Source organism: Blautia sp. AF26-2 (assembly GCF_003460955.1).
Taxonomy (GTDB): Bacteria; Bacillota; Clostridia; order Lachnospirales; family Lachnospiraceae; genus Fusicatenibacter; species Fusicatenibacter saccharivorans.
Genome location: NZ_QTWD01000019.1, coordinates 423 through 16396, shown reverse-complemented (window position 1 = coordinate 16396; position 15974 = coordinate 423). Strand labels below are relative to the sequence as shown.

Genomic DNA, 15974 nt, shown 5'->3' with positions numbered 1-15974 from the left:
CATATATGGCAAAAGTAAGATTGGCAGATATTGCAAAGGTGGCGGGCGTCAGCGCCGTCACCGTGCATAACGCGATTACAGGACAGAAAGGGGTCAGCGATGAGATGCGCGCCCGGATTCTGGAAATTGCAAAGGAAATGGGATACCGCCAGCCGGGAAGCGGAGCGAGAAATACACAGGGAAAAAGCCTGCGCTGCATCGGAGTGGTGATTCCGGAACGGTATCTGGCAGAGTATACGACATTTTACTGGAAAATGTATCAGGAGATGGCACTGGCGGCGACGGAAAAGAGCTGTATGGTGACCGTGGAGATCCTGAAACAGGAGATGGAAGATGAGATGATCGTGCCGTGCATCGCCAAGGAGCAGACCGTCGATGCGCTGATCCTGATGGGAGACACGAGCCGCGATTACATCCACTATCTGAAGAAAAACGTGGATCTTCCGATCGTATTTCTGGATTTCTACGACAATGAGCTGGCAAAAGATGCCGTGATCGCAGATAACTTTCACGGAATGTATCTGATGACGGAATACCTGTATGAGCATGGCCTTACAAAGCTGGCTTTTGTCGGTTCGATTCATTTTTCCAGCAGTATCATGGATCGGTACTGCGGTTTTTCCAAGGCTGTTCTGGAACACCGCGATGTGACACCGGCGGAATGGATTCTGGAGGACCGTGATGAGCGGGGCCAGATCGAAATTCATCTCCCGGAACAGATGCCGGAAGCGTTCGTCTGCAACTGCGACCTGACCGCCGGCCTTCTGATGCTCGAGCTGGAAAAACGCGGCATCTCCGTGCCGGAGGACGTTTCCGTTGTCGGCTTCGACAATTACCTGTATCCGGGTTTCCCGGATCTCAAGATCACTTCGTATGAGATCAATACGAAGGCGATGGTAAAAGTAGCGCTCGAAAAAGCGCTGAAGCAGATCCGCGGCGCGGCATCCGGCAAAAATATGGAAATTGTCTCTGGACAGCTGGTGCCGAAAGAGAGCGTAAAGCTTTGATTTTTATAACTGAATTATAAATTAAGAAACGGGGCATTTTGAAATGCCCCGTTTTTGTACATATTACACAACAAAGTCACTTAAAAATTGACAGTATCTAACGGAACTTATTTTTTAAGTAATTTCCAGTTGAAAAATTAATCATCTATGTTAAAATTAAGCTAAAGGACTGGGCGTGAGGGTGATAAAACACGGCGGTTCGGAGAAAAAAGAATTAAAAAACAAGATTCTGTCCACTAACAGAAACTTAAAAAAACAAAGTACAACTCATAAACAATATTTTTCATGGAGGTTTCAAAAAATGAGCGAAGTTAAAATGATTGGAGATGCTGTCAAAAATATGCCATGGCAGGAAGGCCCGGCTGAATTTTCCGGTGCACCGGTATGGAGATACGGCGAGAATCCGATCATCGGAAGAAATCCGGTGAAGGAAGTAGCAAGAATCTTCAACAGCGCCGTTATGCCGTACGGCGACGAGTTCATCGGAGTATTCCGTGGTGAGCAGACAAACGGAATCCCGTACATCTACCTTGGAAGAAGCAAAGATGCGATCCACTGGAATTTCGATGAGAACAAAATCCAGTTCGTTGACGAAGAAGGCAAACCGTTCATGCCGGTTTACGCATATGACCCGCGTCTTGTAAAAGTAGAAGATACCTACTACATCATCTGGTGCCAGGACTTCTACGGTGCAGCCATCGGAATGGCAAAAACAAAAGATTTTGAAACCTTCGTACGTGTGGAGAATCCATTCCTTCCATTCAACAGAAATGCCGTTCTCTTCCCGAGAAAAATCAACGGCAACTTCGTGATGCTGTCCCGTCCAAGCGACAGCGGCCACACACCGTTCGGTGACATCTTCCTGTCCGAGAGCCCGGATATGCTGTACTGGGGCAAACACCGCCACGTCATGAGCAAGAGCCCGGAGTGGTGGGAGTCCTTAAAGATCGGCGGCGGCGCAGCTCCGATTGAGACCAACGAAGGATGGCTGCTGTTCTACCACGGCGTAAGCGGCACCTGCAATGGCTATGTATACAGCATCGGCGGCGCAATCCTCGACAAAGAGAATCCGTCCATCGTAAAATACCGCTGCCAGAACTTCCTTCTGACACCGGAAGAGTGGTATGAGGAGAGAGGCTTCGTTCCGAACGTAACCTTCCCGTGCGCAACCATTCACGATGCAGAGACCGGAAAGATCGCGATCTACTACGGCGCAGCCGATACGTATGTAGGACTGGCATTCACAACCGTAGATCTGATTGTAGATTATATCAAGAAAAACAGTGTCGTACGCGAGTCTGACACCGAAATCGGAAGAAGATAAGAAAGAAGGAAAGAAAAGATGCAGTCTTTGGCAAAGGAAGTAAAGCAGGAGCTTACTGGACGGATCGTTCCGTTCTGGGAGGGCTTAAGAGATGAGGAATACGGCGGATTTTACGGCTATCAGGACTTTGATCTGAACGTGCAGAAAACGTATGAGAAGGGCTGCATCTTAAACAGCAGAATTCTCTGGTTTTTCTCGAATGCGTACCTGACCTTAAAGGACGAGAAGCTGCGCGCCGATGCGGAGCATGCGTACCGCTTTATGAAACAGGCGTGTGTGGACCGCGAGTACGGTGGCGTGTTCTGGTCTGTCACCTACGACGGAAAGCCGCTCGATACGACAAAGCATACGTACAATCAGGCATTTGCAATTTATGCGCTGTCTACGTATTTTGATGCGACGGGCGACACCGAGGCGCTGGAGCTGGCAAAATCGCTGCAGCAGATCATCGAGACACACTGCACCGACGAGTACGGTTATCTCGAGGCATTTACCCGCGATTTCAAGCCGGAGAGCAATGAAAAGCTCTCGGAGAACGGCGTCATGGCAGAGAAGACCATGAATACGCTGCTGCATGTTTTCGAAGCATATACCGAGCTGTACCGCGTGACAAAGGATCCGTTTACCGGTGACCGTCTCCGCTTTATGATGGATCTCTTCGCGGATAAAGTATACAACAAGGAAAAAGGCCGTCAGGAAGTATTTTTCGACCGGACATGGAATACGCTGATTGATCTGTATTCTTATGGCCATGATATCGAGACTTCCTGGCTGATCGACCGGGGTACAGAAGTGCTCGGCGATCCGGCTTACCGGGAAAAACTGCTGCCGATCACCGGAGAGATTGCGGAAAATATCTACAATACGGCATACAAAAATCATTCGCTGATGAATGAGTGCGAGCGCGGTGTGGATGATACCACAAGAGTCTGGTGGGTACAGGCAGAAGCTGTCGTTGGATTTTTAAATGCATGGCAGAAAAAACCGGAGGAAACAAAGTATCTCGATGCGGCAAAAGACATCTGGGGCTACATCAAGGAATATGTGATCGATAAACGAGAGGGGTCTGAGTGGTTCTGGTGCGTGAATGCAGACGGAAGCCCGATCCATGAGCCGATTGTAGAACCGTGGAAATGCCCGTATCACAATGGACGGATGTGTATGGAAGTAATTGGGAGGTTAAAAGATGCTGAATAAACAGTATTATGTGGAAAAAGCCAAGGTAGACCGCCTTGTGGCAAGAAAGAACACAAAAGCAGATTTTTACAACGGTATTTATGACCGCTATGAGTATCCGGTGCTGACAAGAGAGTTCGCTCCGGTTCACTGGAGATATGATCTGGATGAGGAGACGAATCCGTACTTTATGGAGCGTCTCGGCATCAACGCTGTGATGAACTCCGGCGCGATTTATTTGAATGGAAAGTATTATCTCGTTGTCCGCGTGGAGGGCAATGACAGAAAATCTTTCTTTGCTGTTGCAGAGAGTGATACTGGTATCGACGGCTTCCATTTCTGGGATTACCCGGTTGTGCTGCCGGATACCTGCGCAGAGGAAACCAACGTTTATGACATGCGTCTGACCCAGCACGAGGACGGCTGGATTTACGGAGTGTTCTGCTCTGAGAGCAAGGACAAAAACGATCCGGATCTGTCCGCGGCTGTTGCTGAGGCTGGTATCGTAAGAACGAAAGACCTGAAGACCTGGGAGCGTCTGGACAACCTGAAAACCTTACGTTCTCCGCAGCAGAGAAACGTTGTTCTGCATCCGGAGTTCGTAGACGGAAAATATGCCTTCTACACCCGTCCGATGGATGGTTTCATTGAGACCGGAAGCGGCGGAGGAATCGGCTTCGGACTCTGCGATGATATCACACACGCTGTCATCGACGAGGAGAAGATCATCAGCAAACGTATTTATCATACCCTGACCGAGTCCAAAAACGGTGCCGGAGCAGTGCCGATCCGCGGTAAGAAATGCTGGATCAACATTGCACACGGTGTAAGAAATACAGCAGCAGGCCTTCGCTACGTTCTGTATGTCTTCGGTACCGATCTGAACGATCCGTCCAAAGTCATTGCAGAGCCGTCCGGTGTATTCCTGGTTCCGCTTGGAAAAGAGAGAGTCGGAGACGTTTCCAACGTTGTATTTACAAACGGCGCGATTGCGCGTGAGAACGGAGAGGTTTACATCTACTATGCATCCTGCGATACAAGAATGCATGTAGCAACCACCACAATCGACAAACTCGAGGACTATCTGTTCAACACACCGCAGGATCCGCACAGATCCCCGGACTGCGTAAAACAGAGATGCGAGCTGATCTCCAAAAACCTGGAGCTGCTGAAAAACGAGAAATAAAAGCGTCCGCTGCGGCGCATGAAAAAAGGAGCTGTTCTCTTTACGGGAACGCTCCTTTTTTCATGTATATTATTTGTTTTTGGTATACCGCGCGATCAGAATTTAACAAGTCCGGGAGATCCTGCGCCAGAAGTTTGTTTTTTCTGCGGAAGAATGCTCCGCTACTTTCATCATTTTATCTGTATTCATATGCACTCCAGATCTGTAAAGGTTATGAAAACCTGGAAAGTGTTTCGAGAAGAACCGAAACGTCAACGGGTTTCGCGATATGGGCGTTCATGCCGGATTCCAGTGCTTTTCGGCGGTCCTCTTCAAACGCGTTTGCCGTCATGGCGACAATCGGGATTTCCCCGCGTTTTCCCGGGAGTGCACGGATCGCTTCTGCGGCCTGATAGCCGTTCATGTTCGGCATCTGAATATCCATCAGAATAACATTGTAATAATCTTCTGGTGCGTTCTGGACTGCTTTTAAGCAGAGGGCGCCGTCTTTTACGTGCTCGGCGTGAATGCCGTTTTCTTCCAGAACGGTGAGTACAATTTCTGCATTCAGGTCATTATCCTCGGCAAGCAGCACGCGTTTTTCGGAAAGCGTCTGCAGGGACTGCTCGAGAATCTCGTCTTTATGCTGGTGAGCCGCAAGCTGTTCTTCGGTCGGAAGTTCAAACGTGAGGCAGATCGTAGTTATTGTTCCGGCACCGAGTTCGCTTTCCACATCGATCGTTCCGCCCATCAGATTCACGAGGGATTTTACGATCGGAAGGCCGAGGCCGGTTCCGGTGATGTGGCTTTCGGTGGAGGAATGTTCTCTTGTAAATTCTTCAAAAATATGCGGCAGATACTCTTTGCTCATGCCGATACCGTTGTCCTTCACGGTGATGCGGTAGGAGGCAAAGCCCTTCCTTGGTGCCGGTGTCTCTTCGATTTTTACGGAAATTTTTCCGCCCTCCGGCGTATACTTGATGGAGTTGCTGATGATATTCAGCAGAATCTCCCGTATTTTTGTCCGGTCGCAGAGGATGGCATCGTGTTCCACCGTGTTGTAACAGAGATAGGAAAGCTTTTTGCTTTTTAACGAAGGCTCAAACACTGCATTCAGGGAATTGATCAGCTCGCTGTAGCTGCCGAGCTCGATTTTCAGCGAGGCCTTACCGCTCTCAATGCGCGCCATCTCAAGCACGTAGTTGATCAGGGAGAGCAGAAAACTGCTGGAGGACTTGATTTTTGCAATGTAGTCGACCGCGCGGTCCTTCTCGTCGATGTGCTTTTCCAGCAGATCCGAGAAACCGATGATGGCATTCATCGGAGTTCGGATGTCGTGGCTCATGTTGAACAGAAAACGTGTTTTTGCTTCGTTGGCAGACTGCGCTTCCTGTACGGCTTTTTCCAGTTCTGCTGCGTGAATCTCGTCTTTATAGCGGCGCATCTGGAACTGCAGAAAACCAATAGAGGCAAGCAGGGAAAGGATGAGTCCGAGTGCAAAGGAAACAAAAACCTGCAGCGGACTGAGCCAGCCGTTTTTCGGTACAATTTCAAAATGCCAGGTGTCGTTCGGCACGGTGCAGAGAACTTCGATGGCATCGGAACGCCGGGAATTGCCGGAGTGTGCGATGGAAACGTGTTCGCCGGTGGCCGGAGAAATTTTCCAGAGTTCGTAGGTGTAGCCGGCTTCTTCCAGTGTATCCAGTTCAATTTCGTTCAGAAACGATTCCCAGTCGAGAACGAGAATCGAAAAGCCCCAGAAGGTCTGGTCACCGTTGGCATCGGTGGTATAAATCGGGTCAAAGAGCAGTGCTCCGATGTCGCCCTGCTGCAGCTCAAACGGTCCTGCAATCGTGTATTCGCCGCTCTCTTTGGCAAGGCGTGCCTCCTGTTTCCGGGCAGGATGCTCGAGCATGTTAAGTCCGAGTGCGGCTTCGTTTCCGCTCATCGGATAAATCAGTGTGACAATGCCGTCCTTTGCAAGCTCATGTGCTTTGATGACATTCTGGTCGTCCTGCATCAGCGAGGAGAGGACGGAAAACTCTTCGTCATTGACGGTATAACCGGCTTCAATCATGTGTTTCATCAGATTGGATTCGGCAAGATAATGGTTTAACTGCGATTTCACGCGGCCGATGGTCGTCTGTGCGGTATAGTCAGCTTTCAGCTTTGCTTCCTTTAACTGATTCTGATACAGAAAAACGGCGCAGAGCTCGACAAGAAAAAATGTAATAAAAAACAGCAGAAGCGCCTGAAATCGAATCTGTTTTTGCGTTAATTTTGTTTTCATATCGGATGCTCATCTAAATTCGTAATATTTCCGGCTTTTTCAGGTGATTTTTTTGAGTAAAAACGAAGGCCGGAGTTAAAAATATTATATCGGATTTACCCTGGGATTTCAATAAAAGAAGCGTTAAGTTTGAAAGAGAACGGGATGAAATGAATGGGAAATGTAATGCATAAGAAGAAAATTGCCAGAATGGGCGGAGAATGGAATTGCCAGATAGTTGCTCATTATATCAAAATCATTTATAATAGGGACAGACGACACAGAATGAAGGATTGACAATACAATGGACTATGTGATTTTTGACCTGGAATGGAACCAGTGTCCCTATGGAAAAGGAAAAGAGAACCCGAAGCTGCCATTTGAGATTATTGAGATCGGCGCGGTGAAGATGGATGGTGAGCGGAATGTGCTGGGAACGTTTCACCGGATTGTAAAACCGGTGGTCTACCAGCATCTCCATCACCGGACGCGCGAGGTCGTCGGACTGACAGAAGAGGATCTGCAGAACGGAATCCCATTTGCGCAGGCCGTGCAGGAATTTTTTGCATTCTCCGGCGGTGCGTGCATGTTCGGCACCTGGGGACCGGGAGACCTGACGGAGCTCCAGCGGAACATGAAATTTTATAACCTCCTGTCGCTGATCCGCGGGCCGATTCATTTTTACGATGTACAGAAACTGTTCGCGATCCAGTACGAAACGATGAAGAGCCGCCGGGCGCTCGAGTACGCCGCCGACTTCCTCCATCTCCCGAAGGACGAGCATTTTCATCAGGCGCTTTCGGATGCAAAATATACGGCCGACATTTTTGCGCGCATCGATATGGATGTTGTGCTGGCGTACGACTCGATCGACGTATATCAGAACCCGAAATCGAAAAAAGAGGAGATCCACGCCGTCTATAATGGCTACACGAAATTCATCTCCCGCGAATTCGACACAAAAGAAGAAGCCATGCACGACCGCGAGGTCTGCAGCACGCACTGCTGCATCTGCGGGAAAACGGCAAGAAAACGCTTACGCTGGTTTTCGGCCGGCGGGAAAAACTACTACTGCGTAGCCTGGTGCCCGGAGCACGGATATTTGAAAGGCAAAGCCCGCATGAAACATTCGGATGAAGGAAAACTCTTCGTCGTGAAAACCATCCGAATCAGCAGCGAACAGGAGGCGGGGGAAATCCGGCAGAAGAAAGAGAACCTGCGGAAGAAGAGGAATCAGAAGAGGAAAGAAATGTAAGAAAGGCAGAGGAAATGGAAACGGGATAAAAGGTTTCATTTCTTCTGCCTTTTTAATTGGAAAACAGAGCGGGATCGGTTATAATAAAAATTGAAGAAACTATCGATAAAAGCAGGTTTGTCGGTAGTTTTCTGTTATAGAAAAGAAATGGGGGCAGAGCCGGAGATGATGCATGTGGAAGCGGTGGATCGGGAAGGGCTGCGAAGAAGAGTAAAAGATCCCTTCTATCAGAATACAACATCCATTCTTGCTATGGAGAATGATCAGGTTCTTGGGCGAATTGAGTATCATTTTTACGGATGTATGCAGGACGGTTACCGGATGGCATATGTGGACTGGGTTTATGTGCTGCCGGAAGCCAGACATAAAGGCGTTGTGCAGGGGCTGTTTCAGGAGATGGAAAAAGACTGCAGGAAACATGGGATTAACCAATATTATCTGATTCGGGCGACAAATCCAAATGCAGATAAATTTTATCACAGCTTTGAAAACGCAGAGCTTGATGAGGAGCCGTTTTTACGGAAAGAACTGAAAGAATAAGAAAAGACAAAAGGACGAAAAACAATGGCAAAATTATATTTCCGCTACGGCGCGATGGGCAGTTCGAAATCTGCTAATATTTTGATGGTTCGCTATAATTATGAGGAGCGTGGACAGTATGCTGTCCTGCTGAAGCCGCGGACGGACAACCGCGACGGAGAACATGAAATCAAGTCCCGCATCGGGCTGGAGGCACCGGCGGAATATGTGGATGAATTTTTAAAAGAAATTTCAGAGACCTGGAGTACAGACAGCGGGGAATACCGGTATCACGGAAAGAAAGTGGATGCGGTTCTTATCGACGAGGCGCAGTTTCTTTCTCCGGAGGAAGTTGATACGCTTTCGGACATCGTGGATTTTTATGGGATTCCGGTTCTCTGCTACGGTCTGCGTGCGGACTTCCAGACACATCTGTTTCCGGGTTCGAGAAGATTGATGGAAATCGCTGACATCATCGAGGAAGTCCCAACGGTCTGCTGGTGCGGAAGACGGGCGCAGTGCAATACGAGATACGCAGACGGAAAAATCGTTCGGGAAGGCGCGCAGATTTTCCTTGGATCGAACGAGAGTTATGTGGCGCTTTGCAGGAAACATTATAAAGAAGGAAAGCTGTGGAAGGAAGATGAGTAAGATAACAATATATGAAGTACAGGAGAGAATGCCGCGGATGGAAACGCTGGTGGAACTGTGGGAAGCTTCCGTCCGTGCGACACATCATTTTCATCGTTAATAGGAGCTTCTTTTGCAACAACATCCATTCGTATCAGTTTATCAAGAATATCCACAAGAGCAGGTCCGCTGGAAACATTTGATTGCTGCAATATAATCTTTTCTGGGATACTACTCCGTTTTGCACCATGCTTTTTATCGCTGGGGAACATCAGAAAAAGGATATGGAAAAAAGCCGATGGAGATGTTTTTTATATAAAAACTTTAGGAATAACAGCAGGGGAGAGTGAAATGAAAAAAATATTTTTAATGAGGCATTCCATCCCGGAAAAAGGGGATATGCCGAATGAGCAGATTCCTCTATCGGAAGAGGGAAAAGCGCTTGCTGTATCAAAAAGAAATATATTTTCAAATGTGGACAGATGCTTTTCTTCACCTTATCGGAGAGCAATGGAAACGGCTGAATTCATCGCAGATCACCCGGTCATTGTGAAGGAGCTGCATGAAAGAACGATCGGGGATGCCAGGGAGGATTTCTGGCTGAAACAGTATGAAGATCACGATTTTCGCAATCCGGGCGGGGAATCGTTAAATCAAGTGAAGGTGCGGATGAAAACCGCGATCGATTCTATCGTCGGACAGATGGAAGAAGGAGAAACAGCACTCGTGGTTTCTCATGCAACGGCAATCTGCGCATATTTGCTTTCGTATTGTGAGATCGAGGTGAAAGATGCGGCGAACAAAGCAAGAAAAATATCCTTCCATGGAAAAGAAATCCTGAATGGCAGATTTCAGCCGGCAGATGGATTTGAAATCCTTTTTGAAAACGATATTTTTTCGGATATTCGTGTTATGGGGAGAGAAAAATGAAAACATTATATTTGATCGGCGGAACGATGGGCGTTGGCAAGACGACGGTAAGTCAGCAGCTGAAAAAAGATCTGGCGAACAGCGTTTTTCTTGACGGCGACTGGTGCTGGGACGCCGATCCGTTTCAGGTGACGGATGAGACGAAAGAGATGGTGATGGACAACATCTGTTATCTGCTGAATAACTTTCTGCATTGCAGCGCTTATGAAAACGTTATTTTCTGCTGGGTGATGCATGAGCAGAGTATTGTTGATGAAATCGTCAGTAATCTGGACACGGAAGAATGCAGAGTGATTAAAATTTCGCTGATCGTGGATGAAGCAAATTTGCGGAAGCGGTTATTATCCGACATCGCAAATAAGATTCGTACGGAAGAGATTATGGACAAAAGCATTGCACGAATTCAGATGTATCAGGTACTTGATACGGTAAAAATTGATACGAGTAATAAGAGTGTCTGTGAAATTACAGAGGAAATTGCAGCACTTTAAGATCAAAAAACAAGGAGCCAAACCAAAATGACCGAACGAATCATAGACAATGAACTCCGGCTGATCCCATATTACAGGAATGACGAGGCCTCTCTTCCGTGGTATCAGGATCTGGACGTGTGTAGGCAGGTGGACAACCGGGAGAAGCCGTATGATGTGGAGCTGTTGCATCGGATGTATGATTATCTTACCGCGCACGGTGACTGCTATTATATAGAATATAAGGGCGTGCTGGTGGGAGATGTTTCGCTGAGAGAGAATAGTGAAATCGCTGTCGTTGTCTGTAAAGAATACCAGAATCAGCATATTGGAAGACGGTGCGTTCTGGAGATGCTGAAGCTTGCAAGAGAAAAGGGAATGGAGCGGGTAAAAGCCAATATTTATTCTTTTAATGGACAAAGCCAGCGCATGTTCCAGTCGGTCGGATTTGAGAAAACGGCGGAGGAATGGTATGAGTCTAAGCTGTAAGTGATTGCAGAGAAAGAGAGAAGAAATGAACATAAAATACAATCAGCTGTGCATTAGAAATGCCGAAAAGAAAGATTGTGAACAATTAGCCGTCTGGTGGAACGATGGAACCGTCATGGCCCACGCCGGATTTCCAAACGGGCTTGGGACAAGCGCAGCGGAAATTGAAAAACAGATTGCCGACGACAGCGATGAAACAAGACGAAGACTCATCATAGAATACAACGATGTGCGAATCGGCGAAATGAGTTTCTATGTATTCGAAAATCATCGATATGAAATCGGAATCAAAATCTGCGAATCCGATTACCAGGAAAAAGGCATTGGAAGAGTTGTACTGAGCATGCTCATAGAAGAATTGTTCCGCATGGGAGCCAACGTTATTTTTCTTGATACCAACCTCAAAAACACAAGAGCACAGCATGTCTACGAAAAACTCGGCTTCCGCAAAACCGCAGTCCATTACAATTCCTGGAAAAATCAGCTGGGGGAAATGGAATCTTCTGTCGACTATGAGCTGACGGCGGATGAGTTTTGCAATCTGAAATAGAAATTGTAAAATAAATGAGGGACGAGTGTAAAGAAAGTTCGATGGGAGAAAGAAGTATGGTATCTTTGACATTGTCTAAAAAAGAAATGGGTTTTCACTGGGTAAGGTTTATGCCTGACAGGACTTGCTCGTTTCTTTTTTTGCTTTATAAACGATTATAATTTATCCATTGCGGCAGTGTTAATGTAAAAACAGCAAGTCCTCTTGACAATGTGATTAGCCTGAACTAACATGAAGCTATAAGAAACATAAACGGTAGTCTGAGGAGGAATGTGAGATGCTGTTGTTGCAAAACATATTATACTGTCTTCTGTTTATTCTGATGGTAAAGTGTCTGGTAAGAAATGATGGAATGAACTGTGTTTATTTTTACCCAAAGGAATATATAGAAGAAGCCGATAAACGTGGACTGATCGACAAAGATGCGGTCATGAAAAAAGGAAAGCAGGTTATGATTCCATTTTGCATCATTTTGTTCGTGGTGCTGATCGCGATCATTTTTGTCTGGAATAAAGTCACCGATTTCAAGACGGCATATCTCCAATCCTACCTCTTCCTTGTGGTGATGAACTGGTTCGACGGAATTATGCTTGACCGGGTGTGGGTTGGACACAGTAAAATATGGGAGATCAAAGGAATGGAAGGGATTCCGTACATAAAACCATGGAAAACCGTGCTGACAAAACGAGGCCTGGCGACGATTCTGTATCTGATCATTGCACTTGTGACAGCTGGGATTGTAGTGCTGGTTGGGAAAATCTGTTAAGAGACAGCATTGAAAAAAAGAGAAGAATATTATATACTACTCATGAGTAGTATTTTTGCGTAAGGGACTTTCGGAATATATAGGAAGTTAAATATCTCTGTTTTACTGGAGCAAATCAGTAAAACAGAGATATTTTTATGCCGCAGGCGTACCAAATTTGATTCGAAAAATTTTTGGCATTGAGAACGAAGGGCGGAGACGGTATAATGGAAGCAGAATTTTAACATCAGTAGACAAGAAGTCCCCCGCTTCTAAAGCGGTGGGATGAATTGTTAAAAGAAACATAACAGCAGTGGCGGGCGGAGAGAAATCGGTATCCTCCACTGACATGAGGTAAGTCACAGTCGAACTATTTTCGACATGTCAGACTCCGTGAAAATACCGACTGTGAGGTTCACACAACAGAAAAGGTATAAAACATGAGATATCAGATCAGAAATGCAAAAGTACAGTTTGGCGCGGATACGATTTTAAACAGTGTGAATTTCGAAATTCACGATACAGAAAAAATTGCAATTGTCGGTAGAAACGGCTGTGGAAAAACGACGCTGCTGCGGCTGATTGCCGGGGATATTGAGATGAGTAATCTGGACAGCGACGAGACCTGCGGGATTACAATGAGCGGAAAACAGAACATCGGTTTTCTGCGCCAGATTAATTTTACCGATGGAGATGTGCCGGTAAAAGAGGAGCTGGAGAAGGCTTTCTCAGAAGTCTTTGCGTGCGAGGCACGAAAAAAGGAAATCGAAAAGCTGCTCGCCGAGACGGAAGATCACAAAAAGCTGCTGGCGGAGTATGATTACCTGGAGCGGAGAATCGAGAGCCTGCACGGGTACAGCTGGAAAAAAGATATGGAAACGATGTTCCAGAAATTTGGTTTTGCGCTCGAAGATCTGGAAAAACCGATCGGTGAATTTTCGGGCGGACAGCAGACAAAAATTGCGCTGATTCAGCTTCTTTTACAGCGTCCGGACATCCTGCTTCTGGACGAGCCGACCAACCACCTCGACATCGCTGCAGTGGAGTGGCTGGAAAATTATCTGAAAAGCTACGAAAATGCCGTTGTCATTGTATCACATGACCGCATGTTTCTGGACCGCGTGATTGATGTGACGTATGAAATCGAATACGGCGACATCAAACGGTATCCGGGAAATTATTCGGCGTTTGTGAAGTTAAAAGAAGAAGCGCAGATCAAACAGGAAAAAGACTATGAAGCGCAGCAGAAAGAAATTGAGCGTCTGACGGCATGGATCGAAAAATGGAAAAACACTCCGACGAAAGTTGCGGCGACCCGTTCCAAGCGAATGGCGATCGAGCATATGGTGAAAATCGAAAAACCGCGGCGGTTTGATACGAAAACCTTCCATGCCTTGTTCTGCCCGGCGCGGGAGAGCTATACGGATGTGCTCACGATGAAAAAACTGAAAATCGGATACGACACCGTTCTGAGTGAAATTTCCGCAGTCATCAAAAAAGCAGAACGAATTGCAATCATCGGAGAAAATGGAAAAGGAAAGTCGACGCTTCTGAAAACCGTTGTGGGCGAAATCAAGGCATTAGGCGGAAGCTATCAGTTTGGAAACCGCGTGGACTTTGCATACTTTGACCAGCACAAAGCCGTCAACCAGAAATTCGACCCGGAGCAGACGGTGCTCGACTATTTCTGGAGTCTTTATCCGAACCTGCTCCGCAACGATGTCCGAAGTGCACTGGGAGCCTTTCTGTTTTCCGGTGAGGATGTCGAAAAGAAAATGGGGCAGCTCTCCGGCGGTGAAAAAGTGAGGCTGGAGCTCTGCCGGATTTTCTATACAAAACCGAATTTCCTGATTCTGGACGAGCCGACCAATCACATGGATCTGGCGGGAAAAGAAGCGCTGGAAAAAATGCTGACCAGCTACGAGGGAACCGTTCTGTTCGTATCGCACGACCGTTATTTCATCAACCAGGTGGCAACCGGTATTCTGGAGTTCGGCGAGAGCGACGTACAATTTTACGGAATGAATTATGCACAGTATCTCGAAGAAATCAAACGGCAGACGCCGGGCAGAGAAACGGGAAATGCGGGAGGAACTGTACGGAAATCAGCCGACGTTCCGACACTGGATGATGTGTTTGACAAAAAGAAATATTATAACCCGGGAAAAATTCTGTCCCGCTTAAAACGGCAGCTCGAAAAATACGAGGAGCAGCTTGCGGAGAGTGAGAGCAGAATGTCAGAACTTCAACTGGAAATGATGGACCCGGAACTTTCCGCAAATTACGAACAGCTGATGGAGCTTCAGACGAAAATAGACGAAGAAAATCAGGCACAGGAATCCCTGTTGGAGCGCATGATGGAAACGGAACTGGAACTCGAAGAGATGGAAACACAGGACGAATAGAGAGGTGAGTACCATAGAAAAGATAGATCAGTCTAAAAATGGACTATCATGAAAATGAAGTTTTTCTCGTTTTAGGATATTCGGTTTGTTATATTTTGTAAAGTATTCTGCACCCATGACTGGTATGCATTCGTAAGCGGGGCTGAAATCTTTCGGATAAAAAAGTCAAATTTTATTGACAACCCTGAAGACATTTGATAGTATTTATCAAGTAATGTAATATTCCATGAGGGAGTAGTTAGCACGAATGTGTGATTTGTCAACATTCTGATTATAAAAAAAGAGTATAATCTGGCAAATCTTAAATAATGAGACTCATGTATATCAGTGAACAGCATGAAAAAAGGCTGGCTGTTTATTGATATACATGAGTCTTTTTTTTCGCGGGTAACGAGTAAAATCCGCTTCTGCTAACGATACTATTGTGGAAAACAAAGGAGGAAAACATGGAAAATTTCATCAACAACGCCCCGTTTGCTCTTGTGCTTGTCTGTCTCGTCATCGGTTTTGTCCTGCTGATCAAAGGTGCGGACTTTTTCGTAGAAGGAAGCTCAAGCGCGGCAAAGAGACTGCATGTTCCGTCGATCATCATCGGACTGACCATTGTTGCCATGGGAACATCACTTCCGGAGACCGCGGTCAGTGTATCAGCTTCACTTACCGGTAACAACGAGCTTGCCGTCAGTAATGTCATCGGTTCCAATATCTTTAACCTGATGGTTGTCATCGGTGTCTGTGCCGTACTGACTACCGTAGAAGTCGCAAAGGAAACCATCAAAAGAGACATCCCGCTGTCCCTGATTTGCGCCGGACTTTTAATGGTTTTAGGAATCAGCGGACTCGGCGATAAATCCGGTATGATGCTCGGTCACCTGGACGGTGTGATCTTAATTGGATTCTTTGCAGGTTACATTGTCTACATGGTTCAGATTGCCTTAAAGGCAAACCGCGAAGGAAAAAAAGTCGAAATTGAAGGCGGTTCCGACGAGGATATCAAGCTGCTTTCCGTTCCGAAGAGTATCGTGTTCATCGTCGGCGGA

15 protein-coding genes are annotated in these 15974 nt (G+C 46.7%); 14 read left to right on the top strand and 1 reads right to left on the bottom strand.

All coding sequences use genetic code 11. The features are described 5' to 3' along the window. Positions 1 to 5 precede the first annotated feature (5 nt). From DWY63_RS17385 to DWY63_RS17370, 4 genes are all read left to right on the top strand, one after another. Entirely contained in the window at positions 6 to 1007 is a 1002-nt protein-coding gene (locus tag DWY63_RS17385; RefSeq protein ID WP_055266843.1) for a substrate-binding domain-containing protein, read from the top strand. A gap of 301 nt (positions 1008 to 1308) precedes the next feature. After that, positions 1309 to 2331, top strand: coding sequence for a glycoside hydrolase family 130 protein (locus DWY63_RS17380; RefSeq protein WP_117802707.1), 1023 nt, complete (start codon positions 1309 to 1311; stop codon positions 2329 to 2331). A gap of 18 nt (positions 2332 to 2349) precedes the next feature. After that, a complete protein-coding gene (locus DWY63_RS17375; RefSeq protein WP_055221154.1) occupies positions 2350 to 3528 on the top strand; it encodes an AGE family epimerase/isomerase in 1179 nt (392 codons plus the stop codon). Then, a complete protein-coding gene (locus DWY63_RS17370) occupies positions 3518 to 4693 on the top strand; it encodes a glycoside hydrolase family 130 protein (RefSeq protein ID WP_022461807.1) in 1176 nt (391 codons plus the stop codon). Before DWY63_RS17375 ends, DWY63_RS17370 begins: the two co-directional genes overlap by 11 nt. A 211-nt stretch (positions 4694 to 4904) precedes the next feature. Here DWY63_RS17370 and DWY63_RS17365 read toward each other — a convergent pair whose 3' ends face one another. After that, entirely contained in the window at positions 4905 to 6962 is a 2058-nt protein-coding gene (locus DWY63_RS17365) for an ATP-binding protein (protein ID WP_117802706.1), read from the bottom strand. A gap of 283 nt (positions 6963 to 7245) precedes the next feature. On the opposite strand from DWY63_RS17365, the gene DWY63_RS17360 reads away from it, so the two are divergent. The 10 genes from DWY63_RS17360 to DWY63_RS17310 form a co-directional block, all read left to right on the top strand. After that, positions 7246 to 8196: a 3'-5' exonuclease gene (locus DWY63_RS17360; RefSeq protein ID WP_117761367.1), complete on the top strand. Its 951-nt coding sequence runs from the start codon at positions 7246 to 7248 to the stop codon at positions 8194 to 8196. A gap of 165 nt (positions 8197 to 8361) precedes the next feature. Continuing rightward, entirely contained in the window at positions 8362 to 8736 is a 375-nt protein-coding gene (locus tag DWY63_RS17355; protein ID WP_243001914.1) for a GNAT family N-acetyltransferase, read from the top strand. A 24-nt stretch (positions 8737 to 8760) separates the two neighbouring features. Then, on the top strand, positions 8761 to 9366 hold the full coding sequence (locus tag DWY63_RS17350) for a thymidine kinase (RefSeq protein WP_117802704.1): 606 nt from the start codon (positions 8761 to 8763) through the stop codon (positions 9364 to 9366). Between the two features lie 330 nt (positions 9367 to 9696). Then, complete coding sequence (locus DWY63_RS17340) at positions 9697 to 10275, top strand: histidine phosphatase family protein (protein ID WP_117802703.1); 579 nt, start codon at positions 9697 to 9699, stop codon at positions 10273 to 10275. After that, complete coding sequence (locus DWY63_RS17335; RefSeq protein WP_117802702.1) at positions 10272 to 10766, top strand: AAA family ATPase; 495 nt, start codon at positions 10272 to 10274, stop codon at positions 10764 to 10766. Before DWY63_RS17340 ends, DWY63_RS17335 begins: the two co-directional genes overlap by 4 nt. 27 nt (positions 10767 to 10793) lie before the next feature. After that, complete coding sequence (locus DWY63_RS17330) at positions 10794 to 11234, top strand: GNAT family N-acetyltransferase (RefSeq protein WP_117510551.1); 441 nt, start codon at positions 10794 to 10796, stop codon at positions 11232 to 11234. Between the two features lie 25 nt (positions 11235 to 11259). Then, positions 11260 to 11784, top strand: coding sequence for a GNAT family N-acetyltransferase (locus DWY63_RS17325; protein ID WP_055225836.1), 525 nt, complete (start codon positions 11260 to 11262; stop codon positions 11782 to 11784). Between the two features lie 277 nt (positions 11785 to 12061). Beyond that, entirely contained in the window at positions 12062 to 12550 is a 489-nt protein-coding gene (locus tag DWY63_RS17320; RefSeq protein ID WP_117510553.1) for a hypothetical protein, read from the top strand. 419 nt (positions 12551 to 12969) lie between these two features. Next, positions 12970 to 14934 (top strand): ABC-F family ATP-binding cassette domain-containing protein, encoded by a 1965-nt coding sequence (locus DWY63_RS17315; RefSeq protein WP_117802701.1) that lies wholly within the window; start codon positions 12970 to 12972, stop codon positions 14932 to 14934. A gap of 446 nt (positions 14935 to 15380) precedes the next feature. Beyond that, on the top strand, positions 15381 to 15974 hold a 594-nt coding region (locus tag DWY63_RS17310; RefSeq protein WP_330415533.1), incomplete at its 3' end, for a sodium:calcium antiporter.